This is a genomic window from Gemmatimonadota bacterium (assembly GCA_039715185.1).
GTDB lineage: Bacteria > Gemmatimonadota > Gemmatimonadetes > Longimicrobiales > RSA9 > DATHRK01.
Genome location: JBDLIA010000068.1, coordinates 1 through 17,622, shown reverse-complemented (window position 1 = coordinate 17,622; position 17,622 = coordinate 1). Strand labels below are relative to the sequence as shown.

At 72.1% G+C, this 17,622-nt stretch carries 14 protein-coding genes; 11 read left to right on the top strand and 3 right to left on the bottom strand.

The genetic code is table 11. The features are described from left to right. The 4 genes from ABFS34_12050 to recG all read left to right on the top strand — a co-directional run. The coding region (locus ABFS34_12050) for a M23 family metallopeptidase (protein ID MEN8376172.1) at positions 1 to 1,233 on the top strand (1,233 nt) is incomplete at its 5' end. 43 nt (positions 1,234 to 1,276) lie between these two features. Then, positions 1,277 to 3,196, top strand: coding sequence for a VWA domain-containing protein (locus ABFS34_12045; protein MEN8376171.1), 1,920 nt, complete (start codon positions 1,277 to 1,279; stop codon positions 3,194 to 3,196). After that, on the top strand, positions 3,193 to 4,110 hold the full coding sequence (gene ftsY / locus ABFS34_12040) for a signal recognition particle-docking protein FtsY (protein ID MEN8376170.1): 918 nt from the start codon (positions 3,193 to 3,195) through the stop codon (positions 4,108 to 4,110). Before ABFS34_12045 ends, ftsY begins: the two co-directional genes overlap by 4 nt. A gap of 189 nt (positions 4,111 to 4,299) precedes the next feature. Then, on the top strand, positions 4,300 to 6,384 hold the full coding sequence (gene recG, locus ABFS34_12035) for an ATP-dependent DNA helicase RecG (protein ID MEN8376169.1): 2,085 nt from the start codon (positions 4,300 to 4,302) through the stop codon (positions 6,382 to 6,384). A 10-nt stretch (positions 6,385 to 6,394) separates the two neighbouring features. Here recG and ABFS34_12030 read toward each other — a convergent pair whose 3' ends face one another. Next, positions 6,395 to 6,904, bottom strand: a complete 510-nt coding sequence (locus ABFS34_12030) for a hypothetical protein (GenBank protein ID MEN8376168.1) — start codon at positions 6,902 to 6,904, stop codon at positions 6,395 to 6,397. Positions 6,905 to 6,907: 3 nt separating this feature from the next. After that, a complete protein-coding gene (locus tag ABFS34_12025) occupies positions 6,908 to 8,029 on the bottom strand; it encodes a PQQ-binding-like beta-propeller repeat protein (GenBank protein ID MEN8376167.1) in 1,122 nt (373 codons plus the stop codon). Positions 8,030 to 8,107: 78 nt separating this feature from the next. On the opposite strand from ABFS34_12025, the gene asnS reads away from it, so the two are divergent. After that, positions 8,108 to 9,418 carry an asparagine--tRNA ligase gene (asnS, locus tag ABFS34_12020; GenBank protein ID MEN8376166.1) on the top strand — a complete coding sequence of 437 codons (1,311 nt, stop codon included), beginning with the start codon at positions 8,108 to 8,110 and terminating at the stop codon, positions 9,416 to 9,418. 6 nt (positions 9,419 to 9,424) lie between these two features. Here asnS and mazG read toward each other — a convergent pair whose 3' ends face one another. Further along, the gene (gene mazG / locus ABFS34_12015; GenBank protein ID MEN8376165.1) at positions 9,425 to 10,312 is read right to left on the bottom strand and encodes a nucleoside triphosphate pyrophosphohydrolase; all 888 of its coding nucleotides are present in this window, start codon (positions 10,310 to 10,312) and stop codon (positions 9,425 to 9,427) included. A gap of 26 nt (positions 10,313 to 10,338) precedes the next feature. Here mazG and ABFS34_12010 point away from each other — a divergent pair, with 26 nt between their 5' ends. The 6 genes from ABFS34_12010 to ABFS34_11985 form a co-directional block, all read left to right on the top strand. After that, entirely contained in the window at positions 10,339 to 11,541 is a 1,203-nt protein-coding gene (locus ABFS34_12010; protein ID MEN8376164.1) for an alanine racemase, read from the top strand. A 10-nt stretch (positions 11,542 to 11,551) separates the two neighbouring features. Further along, the gene (locus ABFS34_12005) at positions 11,552 to 11,950 is read left to right on the top strand and encodes a cytidine deaminase (GenBank protein ID MEN8376163.1); all 399 of its coding nucleotides are present in this window, start codon (positions 11,552 to 11,554) and stop codon (positions 11,948 to 11,950) included. A gap of 128 nt (positions 11,951 to 12,078) precedes the next feature. Next, on the top strand, positions 12,079 to 13,425 hold the full coding sequence (locus ABFS34_12000) for a hypothetical protein (GenBank protein MEN8376162.1): 1,347 nt from the start codon (positions 12,079 to 12,081) through the stop codon (positions 13,423 to 13,425). Then, positions 13,425 to 14,651, top strand: coding sequence for a hypothetical protein (locus ABFS34_11995; GenBank protein MEN8376161.1), 1,227 nt, complete (start codon positions 13,425 to 13,427; stop codon positions 14,649 to 14,651). Before ABFS34_12000 ends, ABFS34_11995 begins: the two co-directional genes overlap by 1 nt. 11 nt (positions 14,652 to 14,662) lie before the next feature. Further along, positions 14,663 to 16,246, top strand: coding sequence for a MiaB/RimO family radical SAM methylthiotransferase (locus tag ABFS34_11990; GenBank protein MEN8376160.1), 1,584 nt, complete (start codon positions 14,663 to 14,665; stop codon positions 16,244 to 16,246). A 48-nt stretch (positions 16,247 to 16,294) separates the two neighbouring features. Next, on the top strand, positions 16,295 to 17,622 hold a 1,328-nt coding region (locus ABFS34_11985; protein MEN8376159.1), incomplete at its 3' end, for a ComEC/Rec2 family competence protein.

Below are 17,622 nucleotides of genomic sequence, written 5' to 3'. Positions count from 1 at the left end.
GTTGGCTTCTGGTCGACGGCGGCGGGAGAGCCCACCGCAACCAGCCCCCACGATGCGCCTCTCCTGGGCGCGGTGTACGTGCAGCCAAGAGACGTGGCCCGGACGGTCGTTATGGACCGCGGCCAGACGCTGTCAGAGCTCCTGGACGCGGCGGGCGTGGCGGCGTCGGAGCAGGCGTCGCTCATGCTGGTCATGCGCGAGCACCAGAGCCCCCGCAGGCTGCGCCCCGGCACGGAAATCACGCTCAGCCGGTGGCGCGAGGACAACGAGCTGCGCGCGCTCGATCTGCAGGTGAACGCCGACAGCGCGCTGCGGCTGGAGCGCGACGACCTGGTGGGTTGGCGGGCCAGCTATCGCGTCACACCGATCGAATGGGACACGGTTACGGTAGCCGGCGTGATCGAGGAAGATCAGTCGCTCTACCAGTCCCTGCTGGAGCTGGACGACGACGGCGTCCCCGTCGAGGACAGGATCGGGCTGGTCATACGTCTCGCCCGCATCTTCGAGTATCGGCTGGACTTCCTTCACGACATCCAGGCCGGCGACAGCTACCGTTTCGTGTACGAGCGGGAAGGTCGGCCGGACGGCACCGCGCGCGCACACACGGTGCTGGCGGCCGAGTTCGTAAACCGGGAGCGACCGTTCGTGGCGGTGAGGTTCGACCTCCAGGACCACGTGGACTACTTCGATCTGGACGGCAAATCGCTGCGCACCGCGTTCAAGCGCTACCCGCTGGATTACGTGCGCATCACGTCGAACTTCTCCTGGCGCCGCTACCACCCGGTCCTCGGGATCTACCGCGCCCACGTCGGCACCGACTTCGGCGCGGGCTCGGGCACGCCCGTGCTCGCCACGGGCAGCGGGGTGGTCGATTTCTCCGGCCGCAAGGGCGGATACGGCAACCTGGTCATTCTTCGCCACCCGGGCTCCTACACGACCCGCTACGCGCACCTGCGCGGTTTCGCCCGCGGCGTCCGGCGCGGCGTCCGGGTGGAGCAGGGCCAGGTCATCGGCTACGTCGGCGCGACGGGCACCGCGACCGCGGCCCACCTCCACTACGAGTTCCGCAAGAACGACCGACCAGTCAATCCGCGTACCGTGGATCTTCCTTCGGCCGCACCCGTGCCCACGGACGAATCGGCGCGTTTCGGAGACGTGGCGCGCGAGCGCGTGAGGCTCATGCCGCCGTCGGTGGAGACGCAGCCTCGACTGGTCGCGGTGGCCAAGCCGTGAGCGAAGCCGCGCGCCCTTGAGCGGCGCGGCCTGGATAGGCTTTATGATCGCCGGAGCGGCCGCCATGGCCGCCGCCGGCGTTCAGTACTGGCGTCGCGAGCCGGTAGCCCGGGCGCGTTTCGTCCTCGGCGCCTTGCGCGCCTCTGCCCTCCTGCTGCTCGTCCTATTGCTGTTCGATCCGAACCTGAGCGCCGGTGGGCCTGGTGGCGGACGCGCCGTGGTGCTGCTGGACGGTTCTCTCAGCATGCGCGGGGACGCGGGCGGACAGACCCGCTGGGAGGAAGCCGTGCGCAGGGCGACGGCCCCCGGGGCTCCCGTCATCAGATTCGGAGACGGGGCCGTCGTGCTGAACCCGGACTCCACCGCGGCCGCGTCGCCCGGCGCGACACGCAGCACCGTCGCCGCCGCGATCAGGACCGCCGCCGAGGCGGGCTTCACGCGTCTGGAGGTGATAACCGACGGTGAAATAGAGGACGCCCAGGAGGGCGCCGCCGCCGCGCTAGGGCTGGGCGTAGACCTCATCTGGACGCGCCTCCCGGGCGCGCGCGTGGCCAACGCCGCGCTCGTGGAGTTCGACGCCCCCCGTTGGGCGGGGCCGGGTGACACCGTGGAGGTGGCGGTCGCGGCCATGGTCGTGGGAGGCGCGGCCCCGGACAGCCTGCGCGTGGAGGTGCGCGCAGGGGACCGACTGCTCGCGGCGGCAAGACTGGACGTGCCCGCGCCGGGTCGCATGAGCCGCGCGAGGATGGGCGTCGTCGTGCCCGCGTCGCCGGGCGAGATGCTCAGGCTCGACGCGCGCGTCGTCCCCGGCGGCGAGCACGCCGACGACGACCGGCGCAGCGCCTACATGCGCGTGGCGGAAGAGGGCGGCGGCGTGGTGGTGGTATCCCTGGAGCCGAGCTGGGAGACACGCTTTTTGCTGCCCGCGCTGGAGGCCGCCACGGGCATGCCGGCGCGCGGCTTTCTGGCCGCCGGTCCCGCCGGGTTCGTGCGCACCGGCGAGCGCGCCGGACCGGTCGACGACGCCACCGTGACGCTGGCGGCCCGCTCGGCCGACGTGCTGGTGCTGGAGGGAGCGGGGCCCGGCGCGCCGGGCTGGGTTCACGAGCTGATCGCGCGGGGCCCGCCGCTGCTCATGGTGCCTTCGGTCGCCGGCGCGCCCGCGCGGCTGGCCGTGTCCGGACCCGCGCTCGCAGGCGCGGAGTGGTACCTGCCCGAGGCGCCGCCGCCGTCGCCGGTGGCGGCGTCGGTGGACGCGCTGCTGGTGGACTCGCTGCCTCCGCTGGAGAACCTGCGCCCCATCGCCCCGGGCGCGCCCCAGCACACGGCGGTGCTCAGCGCGAGCCGCGGGCGGCGCGGGCCGCAGGCTCCCGTCCTGGTGATCGGGGAGGGGCCCAGGGGCCGGTGGGCGGCGGCGCTCGCCGACGGCTTCTGGCGCTGGTCCCTACGCGGCGGTCGCGCCCGCGCGAGCTACCGCCAGGCGTGGTCCGCGGTCGCGGGCTGGCTGCTGGCCGGGGAGCCTACGCGCACGGACGAACCCATCCGGCCGCTGGAGCGCGTGGTCCCCCGGGGCGCCCCCCTGCGCTGGCTGGCGAGCGAGGCCGGCGACTCGCTCCGGGTGGTCTTCACCCCCGCCGGGGGCTCGGAGGCCGACGAGATCGAGCGGGTCGCCGACGTGGAGGCAGGGGTCGCCGTGATGGCGCCGTTGCCGCCTGGACACTACGGCTATGAGGCGAGCGCCGGCGACGCCGGCGCGGTGCGCGCGAACGGGGACCTGACCGTCGAGTCGTTCACCCGAGAATTCGTGCGCCCGGGGGCGCGCCTGGATGACGTGGCGGGGCGCGGCTCCGACGCCCTCAGCGCCGGCGCGGCGCCGCTGCACACCCGCGGCGCCCCGTACCTCCTGCTGGTGCTGCTGCTGGCCACCGAGTGGGTGCTCCGGCGCAGGGAAGGCCTGCGTTGAGCCGACTGTTCCGGGCCAAGGAGGAGCGGCGCACCCTGTGGCAACGCATCGTGGACGTGGCGCTCACGGACGTGGGCGTGCTGGTCAGGGGCATCGACCACGACGCGCTGGAGGATCTGGAGGCGCTGCTGATCGCGGCCGATTTCGGGCCGCCCGCCACGCTGCGATTGGTCGACCGCATGGAGGCGCTGCTGCGCGAGGGCCGCGTCCGCACCCAGGACGATCTGCGCGCGGCGGTGAGCGCGGAGATCATGGCCATACTGGGGCCGGTACCTCCGGAGCCGGAGCGCGGCAGTCCCCACGTCGTCCTGGTGGTGGGCGTGAATGGGGTCGGCAAGACGACGACCATCGGCAAGCTCGCCCACGCGTTGAGAGCGGAGGGCCGGAGCGTCCTCCTGGCGGCAGGGGATACGTTTCGCGCGGGGGCCATCGAGCAGATCGGCTTGTGGGCGTCCCGTTCCGGCGCCGATTTCGTCGGCGCCGAAGCGGGCGCGGATCCCGCGGCGGTCGCGTTCGATGCCGTGGACGCGGCGCTGGCGCGGGGAGCGGATACGGTGATCGTCGACACCGCCGGGCGACTGCACACGCAGGGCGACCTGATGGCCGAGTTGGCCAAGGTCGCGCGCGTGCTGGACAAGCGCTTGCCGGGCGCCCCGCACGAGGTTTTGATGGTGCTGGACGCGACCGTGGGCCAGAATGCCCTGGCGCAGGTTCGTACCTTCTCCGGTTCGGTCCCGCTCACCGGGCTGGTACTTACGAAGATGGATGGAAGCGCCCGCGGGGGGGCCGTCATCGCCCTGCGCGAGGAAACCGACGTGCCGATCCGCTGGGCCGGCACGGGGGAGCGCATGGGGGACCTGAGTCCGTTCGACCCCGAAGCGTTCGTCCGGCAGGTTCTGGGCGAAGGCACCTAGTGGACCGTAACGGATGATAGTTGAGCACCGAGAGGGGCGAGGCGCCCGATCCGGGGAGGCGGGAGGACGAGTAATAGCAGGGCTATTGCGAGGAGTCCCAACGACCCCGGGCGGGATGCATCGCCCCTCGAATGCCAAATACTCATCTGTTACAGTCCACTCGACCGCCACCCGCTGACGAGAAGGGCGTTGGAAAGCGCCAGTCCTCTCGATCGACCCGTCCAGTTCCTGAAGGGCGTGGGGCCGCGTCGGGCCGAGGCGCTGGACCGCCTCGGCATCCGTACGACCCGCGACCTCCTCCTGCACGGCCCGCGTCGCTACGAGGACGCCAGCACGGTGTCCCCCATCGCCGCGGTGGACGTGGGAGACGACGCCACCATCGTGGGAACGGTGGTCAGCAAGGGCGTGCTGCCGACCCGCCGCCGCCTGCGCATCTTCCAGGCGGTCCTGCGCGACGACAGCGGCATGATCGAGTGCTCGTGGCCAGGACAGCCCTTCCTGGACAGGACCATTCGACGCGGGGACACGCTGCTCGCCAGCGGGCCCGTGCGCTTCTATCACGGCCGCCAGATGCAGCCCCGCGAATTCGTCGTGCTGGCCAGGGAAGGCGAGGAGGCGGAAGGGGACGGGCGGGTACTGCCCATCTATCCGGGCACCGAAGGGCTGTCCCAGAGGCTTCTGCGGGGCATCATCGCCGCCGCGCTGGACGCCTTCGGCGCCGCGCTCACCGACGAGGAGCCGTTCAGCGCAGAGGATCTGAGTGCCGCGGACGTGCCCCCCCTGGGGCGCGCCGTGGAGGACCTGCACAGGCCCGCCACGCTCCGGGACGCCGAGCGCGCCAGGCGCAGGCTGGCCTGGGGGGAGGCCTTCTTTCTCCAGCTCCTTCACGCACGCGCCCACCACCGCGCGCGGGCCAGCCGTTCGGGGCGCGCGCACGGGCGCGTGGCGGGTGGATACGTCGACGCCCTCTACCGGGCGCTTCCGTTCGAGCTGACCGGCGCCCAGACGCGGGCGGTGCGCGAGATCTTCGCCGACCTCGCCTCGTCCCGGCGGATGCACCGACTGCTCCAGGGAGACGTCGGTTCCGGGAAGACGGTCGTCGCGCTCTTCGCGATGCTCGCGGTGGTGGACGCGGGCCGCCAGGCGGCGCTCATGGCCCCTACGGAACTGCTGGCGGAGCAGCACGCGCGCGCCCTGCTGGCCTTCTGCGGCGACCTCGGCGTCGCGCCGCAGCTGCTCACCGGCAGGATGGGCGCCGCGGCCCGGCGCACTGCGCTCGAGCGGATCGCGTCGGGCGAGGCGCGGCTGGTGGTCGGCACCCACGCTCTGTTCCAGGAGGCGGTGGCGTTCGCCGACCTGGGGCTGGCGATCACCGACGAGCAGCACCGCTTCGGCGTGCGCCAACGCCAGGCGCTCCAGGAGCTGGGCCAGGACACCGACGTGCTGGTCATGTCGGCGACGCCGATCCCGCGTTCGCTGGCCCTGACCTTCTATGGCGACCTGGACCTCACGGTCCTGGACGAGCTGCCGCCGGGGCGCACCCCCGTGCGCACCGTCCTGCGATCGTCGCGCTCGCGCAAGCAGGTCTACGAGTTCATCCGGGAGCAGATCGCGCAAGGCCGTCAGGCCTACATCGTCTACCCGCTCGTCGCCGAATCGGAGAAGGTGGATCTGGCCGCCGCCAGCGAGGAGTTCGAGCGGTTGGGGGAGCTGGAGTTCCCCGACCTCCGGGTCGACCTGATCCACGGCCGGCTGCCCGCGCTGGAAAAGGAAGCGGTCATGGGCCGTTTCGCGGCCGGCGAGACCGACGTGCTCGTCGCGACGACGGTGATAGAGGTCGGCATCGACGTCGCCAACGCCACCATCATGGTCGTGGAGCACGCGGAGCGCTTCGGTCTGTCGCAGCTCCACCAGTTGCGCGGCAGGGTGGGGCGGGGCGCGGAGGAGAGCTACTGCGTCCTGATCGCCGCCGCAGGAGCCGACGCGCGGGACCGGCTGCGCATCATGGCGCGCACCAACGACGGCTTCGAGATAGCGCGGGAGGATCTACGAATCCGCGGGATGGGCGACTTCTTCGGCGCCCGCCAGCACGGTGTTCCGGAGTTCCGACACCTGGATCCGGAGCGGGACATGGACCTGCTCACGCTGGCCCGGGACCGGGCGCGCGAGATCGTGGAACGGGACCCAGGTCTCGAGGAGCCGGCCCACGCCGGCTACGCGAGCGCGCTGCGCGCCCGCTACGCGGATCGAGAGAGGCTCTTCGACGTGGGTTGAGCGCGTCGACCTACCGCCCGAGGCCTCCGAACGGCAGCACGTAGACCAACTCGGCGCGCCCGTCGCGATGGTGTCGGAGCCCGAACCCCGAGTCCGGATCGTAAGGCACGTTGTCGGGCTCGGAGTCGCCGCCCAGATCCAGCAGGAAGAGCGCCAGCGACGTGGCGACGGCGACCTGGCTCAGGATCAGCGCCGTGCGCGCCCGACCGTCAGCGTCCAGAACCTCCTGGAAGCGAGACTCGAGGGCCGGGTCCGCGTACCCGCCGGACGTGGTGATCGCGCAGCGCGCGATCTCGACCTCGCAGACCGCCTCCAGGTCGTCGAAGAGCCGATCCGCGTCGTTGTGCGCCTGAAACCCGAGGATCCCCGCGGTGACGGCGGCCCCCAGCGCGCCCCACTTGGCGTAGGTGATGATGCGCGGACCACCATCGGGCTCGGGACCCGCTATTTGCGGGGAGGCGTCAGCGGGAACCAGGAGCGCAAGGCTCGTAACGGCGCACAGCGCCACACGCGATCGCATAGGCTACTCCAGCTTGGCCAACTTGCCATCCAATAGCGGCACGAAGATCGCACCATCCCAGACCGCCACGGGCGCCACGATCGACCCCGCGAGGTCGCGTCGCCAGGCCGTGGCACCGTCTCTCTGCACGAGCGCGAGCGTGCCGTCCAGCAACCCCACCAGCAGACCGTCGCGCACCAGCGTGAGCGATCCCCGCGCGGTGCCGCCGAGATCGGCGAGAACCTCGGCCCGCTCCTCGTTCGGCGGTACCCTCAATACTACACCCCCGGTGGTGAGCGCATAAACCGATCCGTCCGCCGCGACGATGGGCGTCGCCAGGATCTCGCCTCCCGTGCTGGCCTCCCAGGCCAGCTCTCGGAGCCGGAGATCGACCGCGACCAGGCTGCCGTTGTGCAGCGGCACGATGAGATCGTCGCCCGCCAGCGCGGGGGCCGCGGCGGCGCCCGCCGGCAGCGCGATCCTGTCCAGTACCCTGCCGTCCGCGCCGGCCACCACGTACAGCGTGTCGTGACCACCGATGGCCACCACGTCGTCGCCGAACGGCACCGGCGTGGCGGCCGCGCCGCCGGGCAATCGGGTGCGCCACTGGCGCGCGCCGGTCAGCGCGCTGAGGGCGATCAATGCGCCGCCGTCGGTGCCGACGTAGATGGTGTTCCCGACGAGCAGGGGGGGGAAGCGCGCGGGACCGACGTCTTCCTCCCAGTACTTGCCGCCCTTACCCAGCCGGCGCGCCGAGATCTCGCCACCCAGCGACTCCGTGGCGACCCACAGCGTGTCGTTGCGCCAGAGGAGCCCGCCGCTCACCGAGGCGTTCAAGCGCTGCTCCCAGAACCGCTCGCCGCTCTCGGCCGAGTAGGCCGCGATCAACCGGTTCGTGCCGGTCACGACCACGATCCCCTCGTGGACGAGCGGCTCCGCGCGCAGGCCGCGCCCCACGTCCACCTTCCAGGCAATTTCGGGGTCCAGGGGGACCGAGCGCTCCTCGGTGCCCGCCCTGCGGACGTCTCCCTGGAGCGTGCTCCAGTCGAAGGGACCCGGCGTGACTCCCACATCGCGGTTTCTGCGCGCGCAGCCGGTCGTAGCCGCGACGAGGCCCAGCAGGAGGAGACAGCTCGCGCGCTTCAAATTGACACTCCACGGGTCCCGGTCTAGGTTGCGCCGCCCTCCGCCAGGGCCGACTCCGGCCCGCTGGCGTGCTCCACAATGAGACGACGCGGCATGGCCATCGTCACGGACATCAACCAGCTCGGCGCCCACGCTGGCCAAGAGGTCGAGGTGCGGGGCTGGATCCAGACCACGCGCAGTCACGGCAAGGTCGCCTTCGCCGTCGTGCGCGACGGCACCGGCGTGTTGCAGTGCGTCATCGTGCGCGCCACGGTGGGCGATGAGGTCTGGGACGCCTTTCACACGATTACCCAGGAATCCAGCGTAGTGGTGCGCGGAGAAGTGCGCGAGGACGCGCGCGCCCCCGGTGGATACGAGCTCGGTCTCACGTCTTTGGATATCGTCCAGATAGCCGCCGAGTTCCCGATACAGCCCAAGGAGCACGGCGTCGAATTCCTGCTCGATCAGCGGCACTTGTGGCTCCGATCGAGCCAACAGCGAGCCGTCCTGCGGGTACGCGCCGAGGTCGAGCGCGCGATCCACGATTTCTTCGACGACCGAGGCTTCGTCCGCATCGACACGCCGATCCTCACCGGGGCGATCGGAGAAGGCGCTTCGACGCTCTTCGAGACCGACTATTTCGGGCAACAGGCCTTCCTCGCGCAGACGGGACAACTCTATGTCGAGGCCGCGGCCGCGGCGTTCGGCCGCGTGTACTGCTTCGGCCCCACCTTCCGGGCCGAGAAGTCCAAGACCCGTCGCCACCTGACCGAGTTCTGGATGGTGGAGCCGGAGGTCGCCTGGAACGACTCCGACGACAACATGCGGCTCCAGGAGGAGTTCGTATCCTACCTGGTCGAGCGGGCCCTGGAGAACGCTGCCGCCGAGCTCGCGCTGCTGGAGCGCGACACCGCTCCCCTGGAGCGGGTCCGGCCCCCGTTCCCCCGAATCAGTTACACCGAAGCGGTCGATGTACTGCGCGCCAAGGGCAGCGATGTCGAGTGGGGATCGGATCTGGGCGCCCCGGATGAAACGCTCCTCGCCGAGGATCATGACAGGCCCTTGTTCGTCTACGACTATCCGAAGGCCGCCAAGGCGTTCTACATGAAGGAGAATCCCGAGGATCCCCGTATGGTCCTGTGCGATGACCTGCTGGCGCCGGAGGGCTACGGCGAGATAATCGGAGGAAGTCAGCGCGAAGACGACGTCGACCGCCTGCTGGAGAGGATCCGCGAGGAGGGTCTGCCCGAAGAGTCCTACGAGTGGTACCTGGACCTTCGGCGCTACGGCACCTTCCCCCACTCCGGGTTCGGGCTGGGCATCGAGCGCACCGTGGCATGGATTTGCGGCCGACACCACATCCGCGAGTGCATTCCGTTCCCGCGCACGATCAACCGACTCGGCCCCTGATCGCCCTTAGCCGGAGCCCCGGGGCGGGGGCGTTTCTTCGAGCGCCTTGACGGCGTCCCAGTGGGCGTCGAGCTCGTCCGGCGACAGCTGGTCGGCGGACAACCCAGTCCGGCGCAGGCGCTCCTCCAGAGTCCTGTAGCGGCGAGCGAACTTGGCGTTGGCCGTGGCCAGCGCGTTGGCGCCATGGACGCCGGCCAGGCGCGCCAGATTGACGCACGCGAACAGCAGGTCCCCGACCTCCTCCTCCACGCGGGATGGCGACGCAGCGCCGTCCGCGCGCTCGTCCAGCGCCGCGCGCGTCTCCGCCAGTTCCTCCGCGACCTTCTCCAGCGGCCCAGCGACGTCTGGCCAGTCGAACCCCTGCGACGCGGCGCGTTCCTGGAGCCGGTGGGCGCGGATGAGCGGATCGAGGCCCCTCGCGATCCCGTCCAGCGCCGACGCCGCGGGGCCTCGCTCGGCGGCCTTGCGCGCCTCCCATGCCTCGGCCGACCCGGGCTCGGCGTGCTGGGCTTCAGGAGGCGCGGGGGCGCCGTCGGAAAGCGGGGCGTGGCCGCTCCAGTCCACGTGCGGATGACGCCGCACCATCTTGTTCTCGAGCAACGAGACAACGCGCTCGGCGTCGAAGCGCCCCTCCTCGGCGGCCACCACGATCTGGTAGCCCACGTTCAGGAGCAGATCGCCGAGTTCGGTCGCCAGCTCCTCGGCGTCGGCGCCGTCGCGGATCGCCTCGGCCACCTCGTGGGCTTCCTCGAGCAGGTGCGGCACCAGCGTCGTCGCCGTCTGCCGGGCGTCCCACGGGCAGTGCACGCGCAGGTAGCCAATGAGGGACAGGACGCGCCCCAGGTGGTCGGCGGGGGCGGGTCCCGCGGCGGAATCGTTCGGTTGCGGGCTCATATCCGGCCCGCTAGCCTAGGCGCGCCATGAGGGGGGTGTCAAACGCGCGCGCTCGCGCCTGGGTAGAGATCGATCTGGACGCGCTGCGCTCAAATTTTCTCCGGCTCCGCGAGAGATCCGGGCCCGCCCACGGCGTGGTCCCCGTGGTCAAGGCCGATGCCTACGGCCTTGGCGCCGACCGGGTCGTCCGCGAATTGGCGCCGCTGAAGCCCTGGGGCTTCGGGGTGGCGACGGCCGCGGAGGGTGCGGCCCTCAGGCGAGGCGGATTCGCGGGGCGCGTGCTCGCGGTCGTCCCGCTCGCTCCGGGGACCGAAGGGGTCGCCGTGGCGGCGCGCCTGATCCCCACGATTTCCGACCTCGCCGGCTTGGAACGGCTCATGGGCGTTGCGTCCGGCCTGGACGGCGCCCAGGTCGAGTTCCACGTGGACGTGGACACGGGCATGGGGCGGTCCGGATTTCCCGACGCCGACGCGGCGGCCTGGGCGCCGGAGTTGGCGGCGCGCATCGCCGAGGGGGTCCGCTGGACCGGCGTGTGCACGCACTTCCACAGCGCGGACGAAGCGGACGAGACGGCCACGCGCTCGCAATGGGCCCGACTGCAGCGTGCTCTGGGCGCCATCCGGGCGTCCGCGGGGCCGGATGCGGCGGCGGTGGGACCGGTGTCCGGGCCGCGCGGCATGGGGCCGTTCGGGCTGCTCGTGCACGCCGCGAACGGGCCGGCCACGGCGCGCTGGCCGGAGTTCGCCGGCGACCTCGTGCGCCCGGGCTTTCCGCTCTACGGAGGGTTCGCCGAGTCGCTGCGGGACGAGGCCGCCGAGGTGCCGCGTCCCGAGCCGGTGGTGGCCGTGCGCGCCAGGGTCGCCCTGGTTCGAGACGTGCCGGCGGGGTCCACGCTCGGGTATGGTTCCACGCACGCCGCGCCGCCCGGCGGCGCGCGCTGGGCCACCGTGACGATAGGCTACGGGGACGGCGTGCCCCGCGTCCTGGGCAACCAGGGCCGGATGTTGGTTCGCGGACGCTCGGCCCCGATCGTGGGGCGGATTTCCATGGACCTCACGGTGCTCGACGTGTCACGCGTGGACGGCGTGGCGGTGGGCGATGAGGTGACGTTCATAGGCCGCGACGGCGGCGCGGAGATTACGCTCGCCGTGGCGGCCGCGCGGGCCGGTATCGGATACGAACTGCTGACCCGACTCTCCGGGCGCCTTCCGCGCGTTGAGATCGGTTGAGGGGAGCACCTTGAGCGATCGGACACTGAGGGCAGCGGCGGACGAAGCGCGCGCGCAAGCGTACGCGCCGTATTCGGGGTTTCGGGTGGGCTGCGCCATCGAGACCGATGACGGACGGACGTTTACCGGGTGCAACGTGGAAAACGCCTCCTACGGGCTGACCGTGTGCGCCGAGCGCAACGCGGTGTGCGCGGCGGTGACCGCCGGGGCTCGGCGGGTCACGCGTGTGGTCGTCACCAGCGATCGGTCGGACCCCGTGGCGCTGTGCGGTGCGTGCAGGCAGGTGCTGGCCGAGTTCGCGGAAGGTGCGGTCGAGATAGTGTCGTTCGGGACCGACGGACGCGAGAGCCGCTGGACCATGGCGCAGTTGCTCCCAGACGCCTTTCGCTTCGGGCGCGGGGCGGACTGATTCGCCGGATCTTCCACTCTGGGGCCGGGTACTTCGCCGGGTCCCGCGAGCGGCGGACCCGGAGCCACGAATGGCCCCGTGACGCGCAGCATATTCCCACTATCAGCCGACGGAGTTGCCGGGCGGTGATGGCGTTTTCGCGCCGACGTGCGCACAAGGGTTTCGACCGGGCGACCGCGGCGAGCCGGGCAGCGTTGGTCTTGGCGTTCGCCGGCTCGGTCACCGCGTGTGGCGGCGACGACGTGACCGGAGTCGGCCGAGAGCTCGTCGCTGGCGGCGTCGTGCGGACGGTGGAGATCGTGCTCGACGCGGCCGACTTCCTGGCGGCGGATTCCACGCTGGGTGGCTTCACTTCTCCCTCGACGGCGGGCAACCGCCTCATAGCGCTGGACGTCGGCGCGGGCCTGGTGGCGCGCTCCGCCCACCAGTTCTCCGGGACTCCGTTCGCGATAGACGTCCAGACCGACTCGGCGACGATCGTCCAGGACACCCTGGCGACGTTCGTCGGAGCGCGCCTCGCCATCGTGCTGGACAGCCTCTCGGTTGCGCCTGGCGACAGCGCCCTGCTGGTGCTCGCGGCGCTCGGTGAGGAGTGGGATCCGCAGACGGCAACGTGGGAGAACGCGCTCGACAGCGCGTTCGCGAACACGCCGTGGACGGCGCCCGGCGGTGGCGCGGTCCAGGATCTGGATAGCTCCCTCTGGATAGCCGGGGGCGACACGATCGCCGGCGGCGACACCGTTTCGTTCTTCGTCGATTCCGCCACCGCGGCCGCGTGGACGGATACCGGCGATCCCGCGCGCGGTGCGCTGATACGCACCGACGCGGATGGCGCGCGCCTCGAGGTGGGCAGCGCGATCCTGTGGCTGATGGCGCGGCCCTCAGTCGGCCCCGACACCATCATCGAGGTGGCGATCAGCACGACGGGCCAGACCACGTTGATCGTCACGCCGCCACCCCCGCCGGACGTGCTGCTGGTGGGCGGGGCTCCGGGCAACAGGGCCTTCTTCCAATTCTCCCCCGGACTCGACACGATTCCGGTGCCGTGTCCCGAAGCGGGGGTCGAGTGCTCGTTGACCGTCGCCGACGCGGACCTCACCTTCGCCGGGCTGGAGGTGACGCCGGTGGCGGTGCCGGGGATACCGCCGATCCTGCGCACGGTGACCCTGTCCGGCCGCTCGGTGAACCCCGATCCGCAGTTCCCGCTCGTGCGCGCGCCGCTGGGCGCGTCGACCGGGTCCGTCGATGTGATGGCCGCTGCCATGGGCGGCGTCGCGGACTCCACCATCGTCGTCGACGCGACCAGGTTCCTGAGCACGCTGATCGAGGGGGAAGACGCGCCGGACCGGTTGGCGGTGGTCTCGCAGACCGAGGGATTGCGCTTCGGCACGGTGGCGATACGCGGTCTCGGGCCGACCCAGGAGCCGCGCCTCAGGCTCGTGCTGACGGTTGCCACTCCGCAGGAGATCCGCTGATGCGCTCCGCACGCCTGCTGGCGCTCTCGCTGCTGCTGTGGGCTCCGTCCGGGCTGGCCGCGCAGTCGTTGTTCACCACCGCGGGACTGGGTCTGCCCAATCAGCCGCTGGACGCGCGCGCGCGCCTTCTGGGAGGAGTCGGCGTTGGCCTGTTCGGCGCCAACGCCTCGCTCGTCAACCCCGCGGAGGCCGCCGCGTTCACCACGCGCGGGGTCAGCGCCACGTTCCAGCCCACGTCCAGGTCGCTGGAGCTCGAGGGCGGAGAGGGAGAGCTGGGCGGGACACGCTTTCCGCTGATCACCATCCTGTACCCGCTGACCGACCGGGTCGTCGTCCAGGCCGGTTTCGGCGCCTTTCTGGACCAGTCGTTCGGCGTGGAGGTGTCCGATTCCGTGGCCGTGGGCGGTGACAACGTGGGCGTGCGAGACGTGCTCGAGAGCTCGGGCGGACTTTCGCAAATGCGCGTGGGCGCTTCCGTCCAGTTGGCCCCCGACCTGGTCGTGGGCCTGGCCGCGGGAGCCTACACGGGCAGCCTGACGCGATCCGTCACGCGCACCTTCGCGGACTCGTTGAACCGCCTGCGGCCCTTCTCGGACGAGGCCCGGTGGTCCTACAGCGCGCCGCTGGTCTCGCTGGGCGCGCGTTGGGATCCGCTCAGCCGGCTGCGGGTGGGCGGCGCCCTGACGTTCGCGGGCGAGCTGGACGCGGACGGCGAGGACGGTACCCCCGACAGAGCGTTCGACATGCCCCTGCAGGTGGATATCGGGGCGAGCGGGATCCTGTCGGCCAACCTGCTCGTCTCCGGAGCGTTCCGGTACGCGGACTGGAGCGCCGCGGGCGAGGAGTTCGATGCGTCCGCCGACCCCACCCAGGCCGCCCCCGCTGCCGGGGACGAATGGCGCGCGGGGGCTGGACTCGAGTGGGGCGGTCTCGGAACCGGCACGCGCAGTTTTCCCGTGCGCGTGGGTTTCCGCGTGGGCAAGCTGCCTTTCCGCCCCGTGGTACGCTCCGAGGACGCGCTGCCTCAGGAGGCGGATCGGCCCACGGAATGGAGCGCCGGCGCTGGCCTCAGCTTCCGGCTCACCGGTCAGGATTCCGGCCCCGGGGCGCTCGTCGACGCGGGCGTGGAGCGGGGCCGAATCTCCGCCGATGGGGCGGGCGCGCTGCCTGATATCACCGAGTCGTACTGGCGTTTCACATTGTCGCTGGGCGTTTTCGGACGCTGAGGGATCCCACCATGGTCGAGCCCCACCCCCGAGCCGATTCTGTCGAGTGTCGACGGCGGGCGTACGTGGAGACGTACGGCTGCCAGATGAACATCAGCGACGGCGAGATCATGCGGGGCCTGCTCTCGGCCGACGGCTACGAACTGGTGGACCGTGTCGAGGACGCCGACGTCATCCTGGTCAACACGTGCGCCATTCGAGAGCACGCGGAACGCCGGGTGCTGGGCCGCGTCGGGCAGCTCTACCAGTTCAAGAAGCTCCGCCCCGAGGTCGTCCTGGGCGTCACCGGGTGCATGGCGCAGCGCATCGGGCCCGAGTTGCTCGAGCGCGCGCCGTACGTCGATCTGGTGCTCGGTCCCGACGCGTACCGCGGGCTGCCGGCTGCCATTCGCAAGGTGCGCCCTGACTGGCGCTTCGCGGCGGGCGGACCGCGAGACCCGGTCGAGGCGCCACCCGCGCGCGGTGAGGGAGCTGGGAACGGTGCGGCACATTCCCGCGCGCGCGCCGCGCTGCCGGTCCTGCCGGCCGGCGCGGCGCCGGCTGGCGGCTGGTCCGATCGGATGGGTACGCGCTTTCGGCCCGAGCTCGCGGCGGCGACCGGTTCCGCCGTGCGCGCCGGTCCCGGCGGAACGGAGCGCCTTGCGCTGCTCGATTTCGAGCCGCACGAGAACTACGAGGGGCTCGAGGTTCGCAGGAGCGAGTCGGCGTCCGCCTGGGTGCCCATCCAGCGGGGCTGCAACTACCGCTGTACCTACTGCATCGTGCCTTACGTGCGCGGACCGGAGAAGAACCGCCACCCCCGGCGCGTGCTGGACGAGGTACGCGGGCTCGCGGCCACGGGCGTGTCCGAGGTCACGCTACTCGGGCAGACGGTCAACTCGTACCGAAGCGGGGACTGGACCTTCCCCCGCCTGCTTTCGGCCGTGGCCAGGGTCGACGGCATCCGGCGGGTGCGGTTCACTTCGCCGCACCCCAACGACGTCACCGAGGCACTGGTCGAGGTCATGGCCATCGAGCCGGCGGTCTGCGAGCAGCTGCACCTGCCCCTTCAGGCGGGCCACGACCGCACCCTCAAGCGCATGCTTCGACGCTACACCGTCGCGGACTTCCTGGGCAAGGTCGCCCTGGTGCGCGCGGCCATCCCCGACATCGCCCTGTCGACCGACGTCATCGTGGCGTTCCCGGGGGAGACAGACGAGGAGTACCGGGCGACGCTCGACGTCATGCGCGAGGTGCGCTTCGACGACGCGTTCCTGTACCGCTACTCGCTCCGCGACGGCACTCCCGCGACGCGGCTCGACCCGGCGGAATTCGTGCCCGACGGGGTTGCCGCGGGCCGTCTCGAGGAGCTCATCGCGCTACAGCGCTCCATTCAGGCCGACATCGCGCGCTCGGAGTTGGGGCGGATCGAAGAGGTCCTGGTTGAACGGGAGGCGCGCAGCGCCGGCGACGTCCTGGGCCGCACCCGGCGGGCCAAGGTCGTGGCGTTCCCTGGGGACCTGTCGCTGGCCGGTCGGTTCGTGGCGGTGCGGCTCGAGTCGACCACCGGCGCCACCTTCCGCGGCGTTTCCGAGCAAGGGGCCATCGCCTCTTAGCCGTACGCGGGCCGCGGCCGGACCGCGCCCCCCACGGCATCCCTACGAGTGAGCGCGGCGGTATGGGCGGCCGGGGCGCGTGTCAGGCCGCTGGTCCGCGCAGGCGCGGCGTTCTGCGTCGGCATAGCCGCTGGCCTGGCGCTGACGCCCTACCCGCTTGCCGCCGCACCGATCTTCGTCCTGGTGGGCGTCGGCGTCGTGTCAGCCGCGGCGGTCGCCGCTCGGAAGCGCGCGGGCGGGGCCGCGACGGGCCGCCGCCTCTTGGTCGCGTTCCTGGTCGCGGGAGCGATCCACGGCCTGGCGGCCGGACGCGCCGCGGCGGACCACCCCCTCGCGCGCCTCCCGGACGGCGCGGCGCTGCGCGTGGCGGGCACGCTCGAGGCGCTGCCGGCTCGCGACGGATCCGCCTGGCTGGTCGCGGACAGCGCGCGGGCGGAGCGCGCGGGGGAGTGGCGCCCGCTGCGCGCACGGCTGCGACTGCGCCTTTCGCCGGGGACCCGGCTGTCGGCCGCGCTCATCGCCGCCGGGGAGTGGCGCTCCACGCGCGTGCCGACGCGGCTGCCCAGGCGCCCGGCCAGGGCGGGCTGGCTCCAGGTGCGCGAGGCGCGAGCGCTGGACGCGGGCGGCTCGATCGCGCCGCGCCTGCGCGCGGCGGCGCAGCGCCGCCTGCGAGCCTGGCTGGGGGACCGTTCCGGAGCCGCCGAAGCCATGCTGCTGGCCCGGCGGGAGGCGCTCGAGAAATCTACGCGGCAGCTCTTCGCCGCGGCCGGTCTGTCACACCTGCTGGCGATCTCCGGGCTGCACGTCGGCGTCGTGGCGGGCGCACTTCTGACGCTGGCGGGGGCGCTGCGGGTGCGGCGGCGGGTGGGCGTGGTGATCGCCGTGGCCGGTGTGGCGGGCTACGCCGCGCTGCTCGGCTTTCCGCACGCGGCCACGCGGGCGGCGACGCAGATCGCGCTGCTGCTGGGCGCGCGAGCGTTCCAGCGCCCCGCCGACCCGTACGCGCTGCTGGCGACCGCGGCGTTCGCGATCCTTACCTTCGACCCGCTCGCGCTGACGGAGCCCGGATTCCAGATGTCGTTCGCCGGCGTGGCGGGGCTGATCGCGTGGGGGCGGCCGCTTCAGCGCCGCCTCGATTTCCTGCGGTGGCGCCCCGCGCGGACCGCGGTCGCAGCGAGCGTGGCTGCCACCGCCGCTACCGCGCCGGTGGCAGCATGGACCTTCTCGCAGGCCGCGCCCATCGGACTCGCAGCCAACCTCGTCGCCATCCCGGTGGCGAGCCTCGCGGTCCCCACGCTGGCGGCCGCGCTGGGCGTGGGGTGGCTGTGGCCGGACGCGGGCGCGTTCCTGGCCGGCGCGGGCGGCTCGCTGCTGGC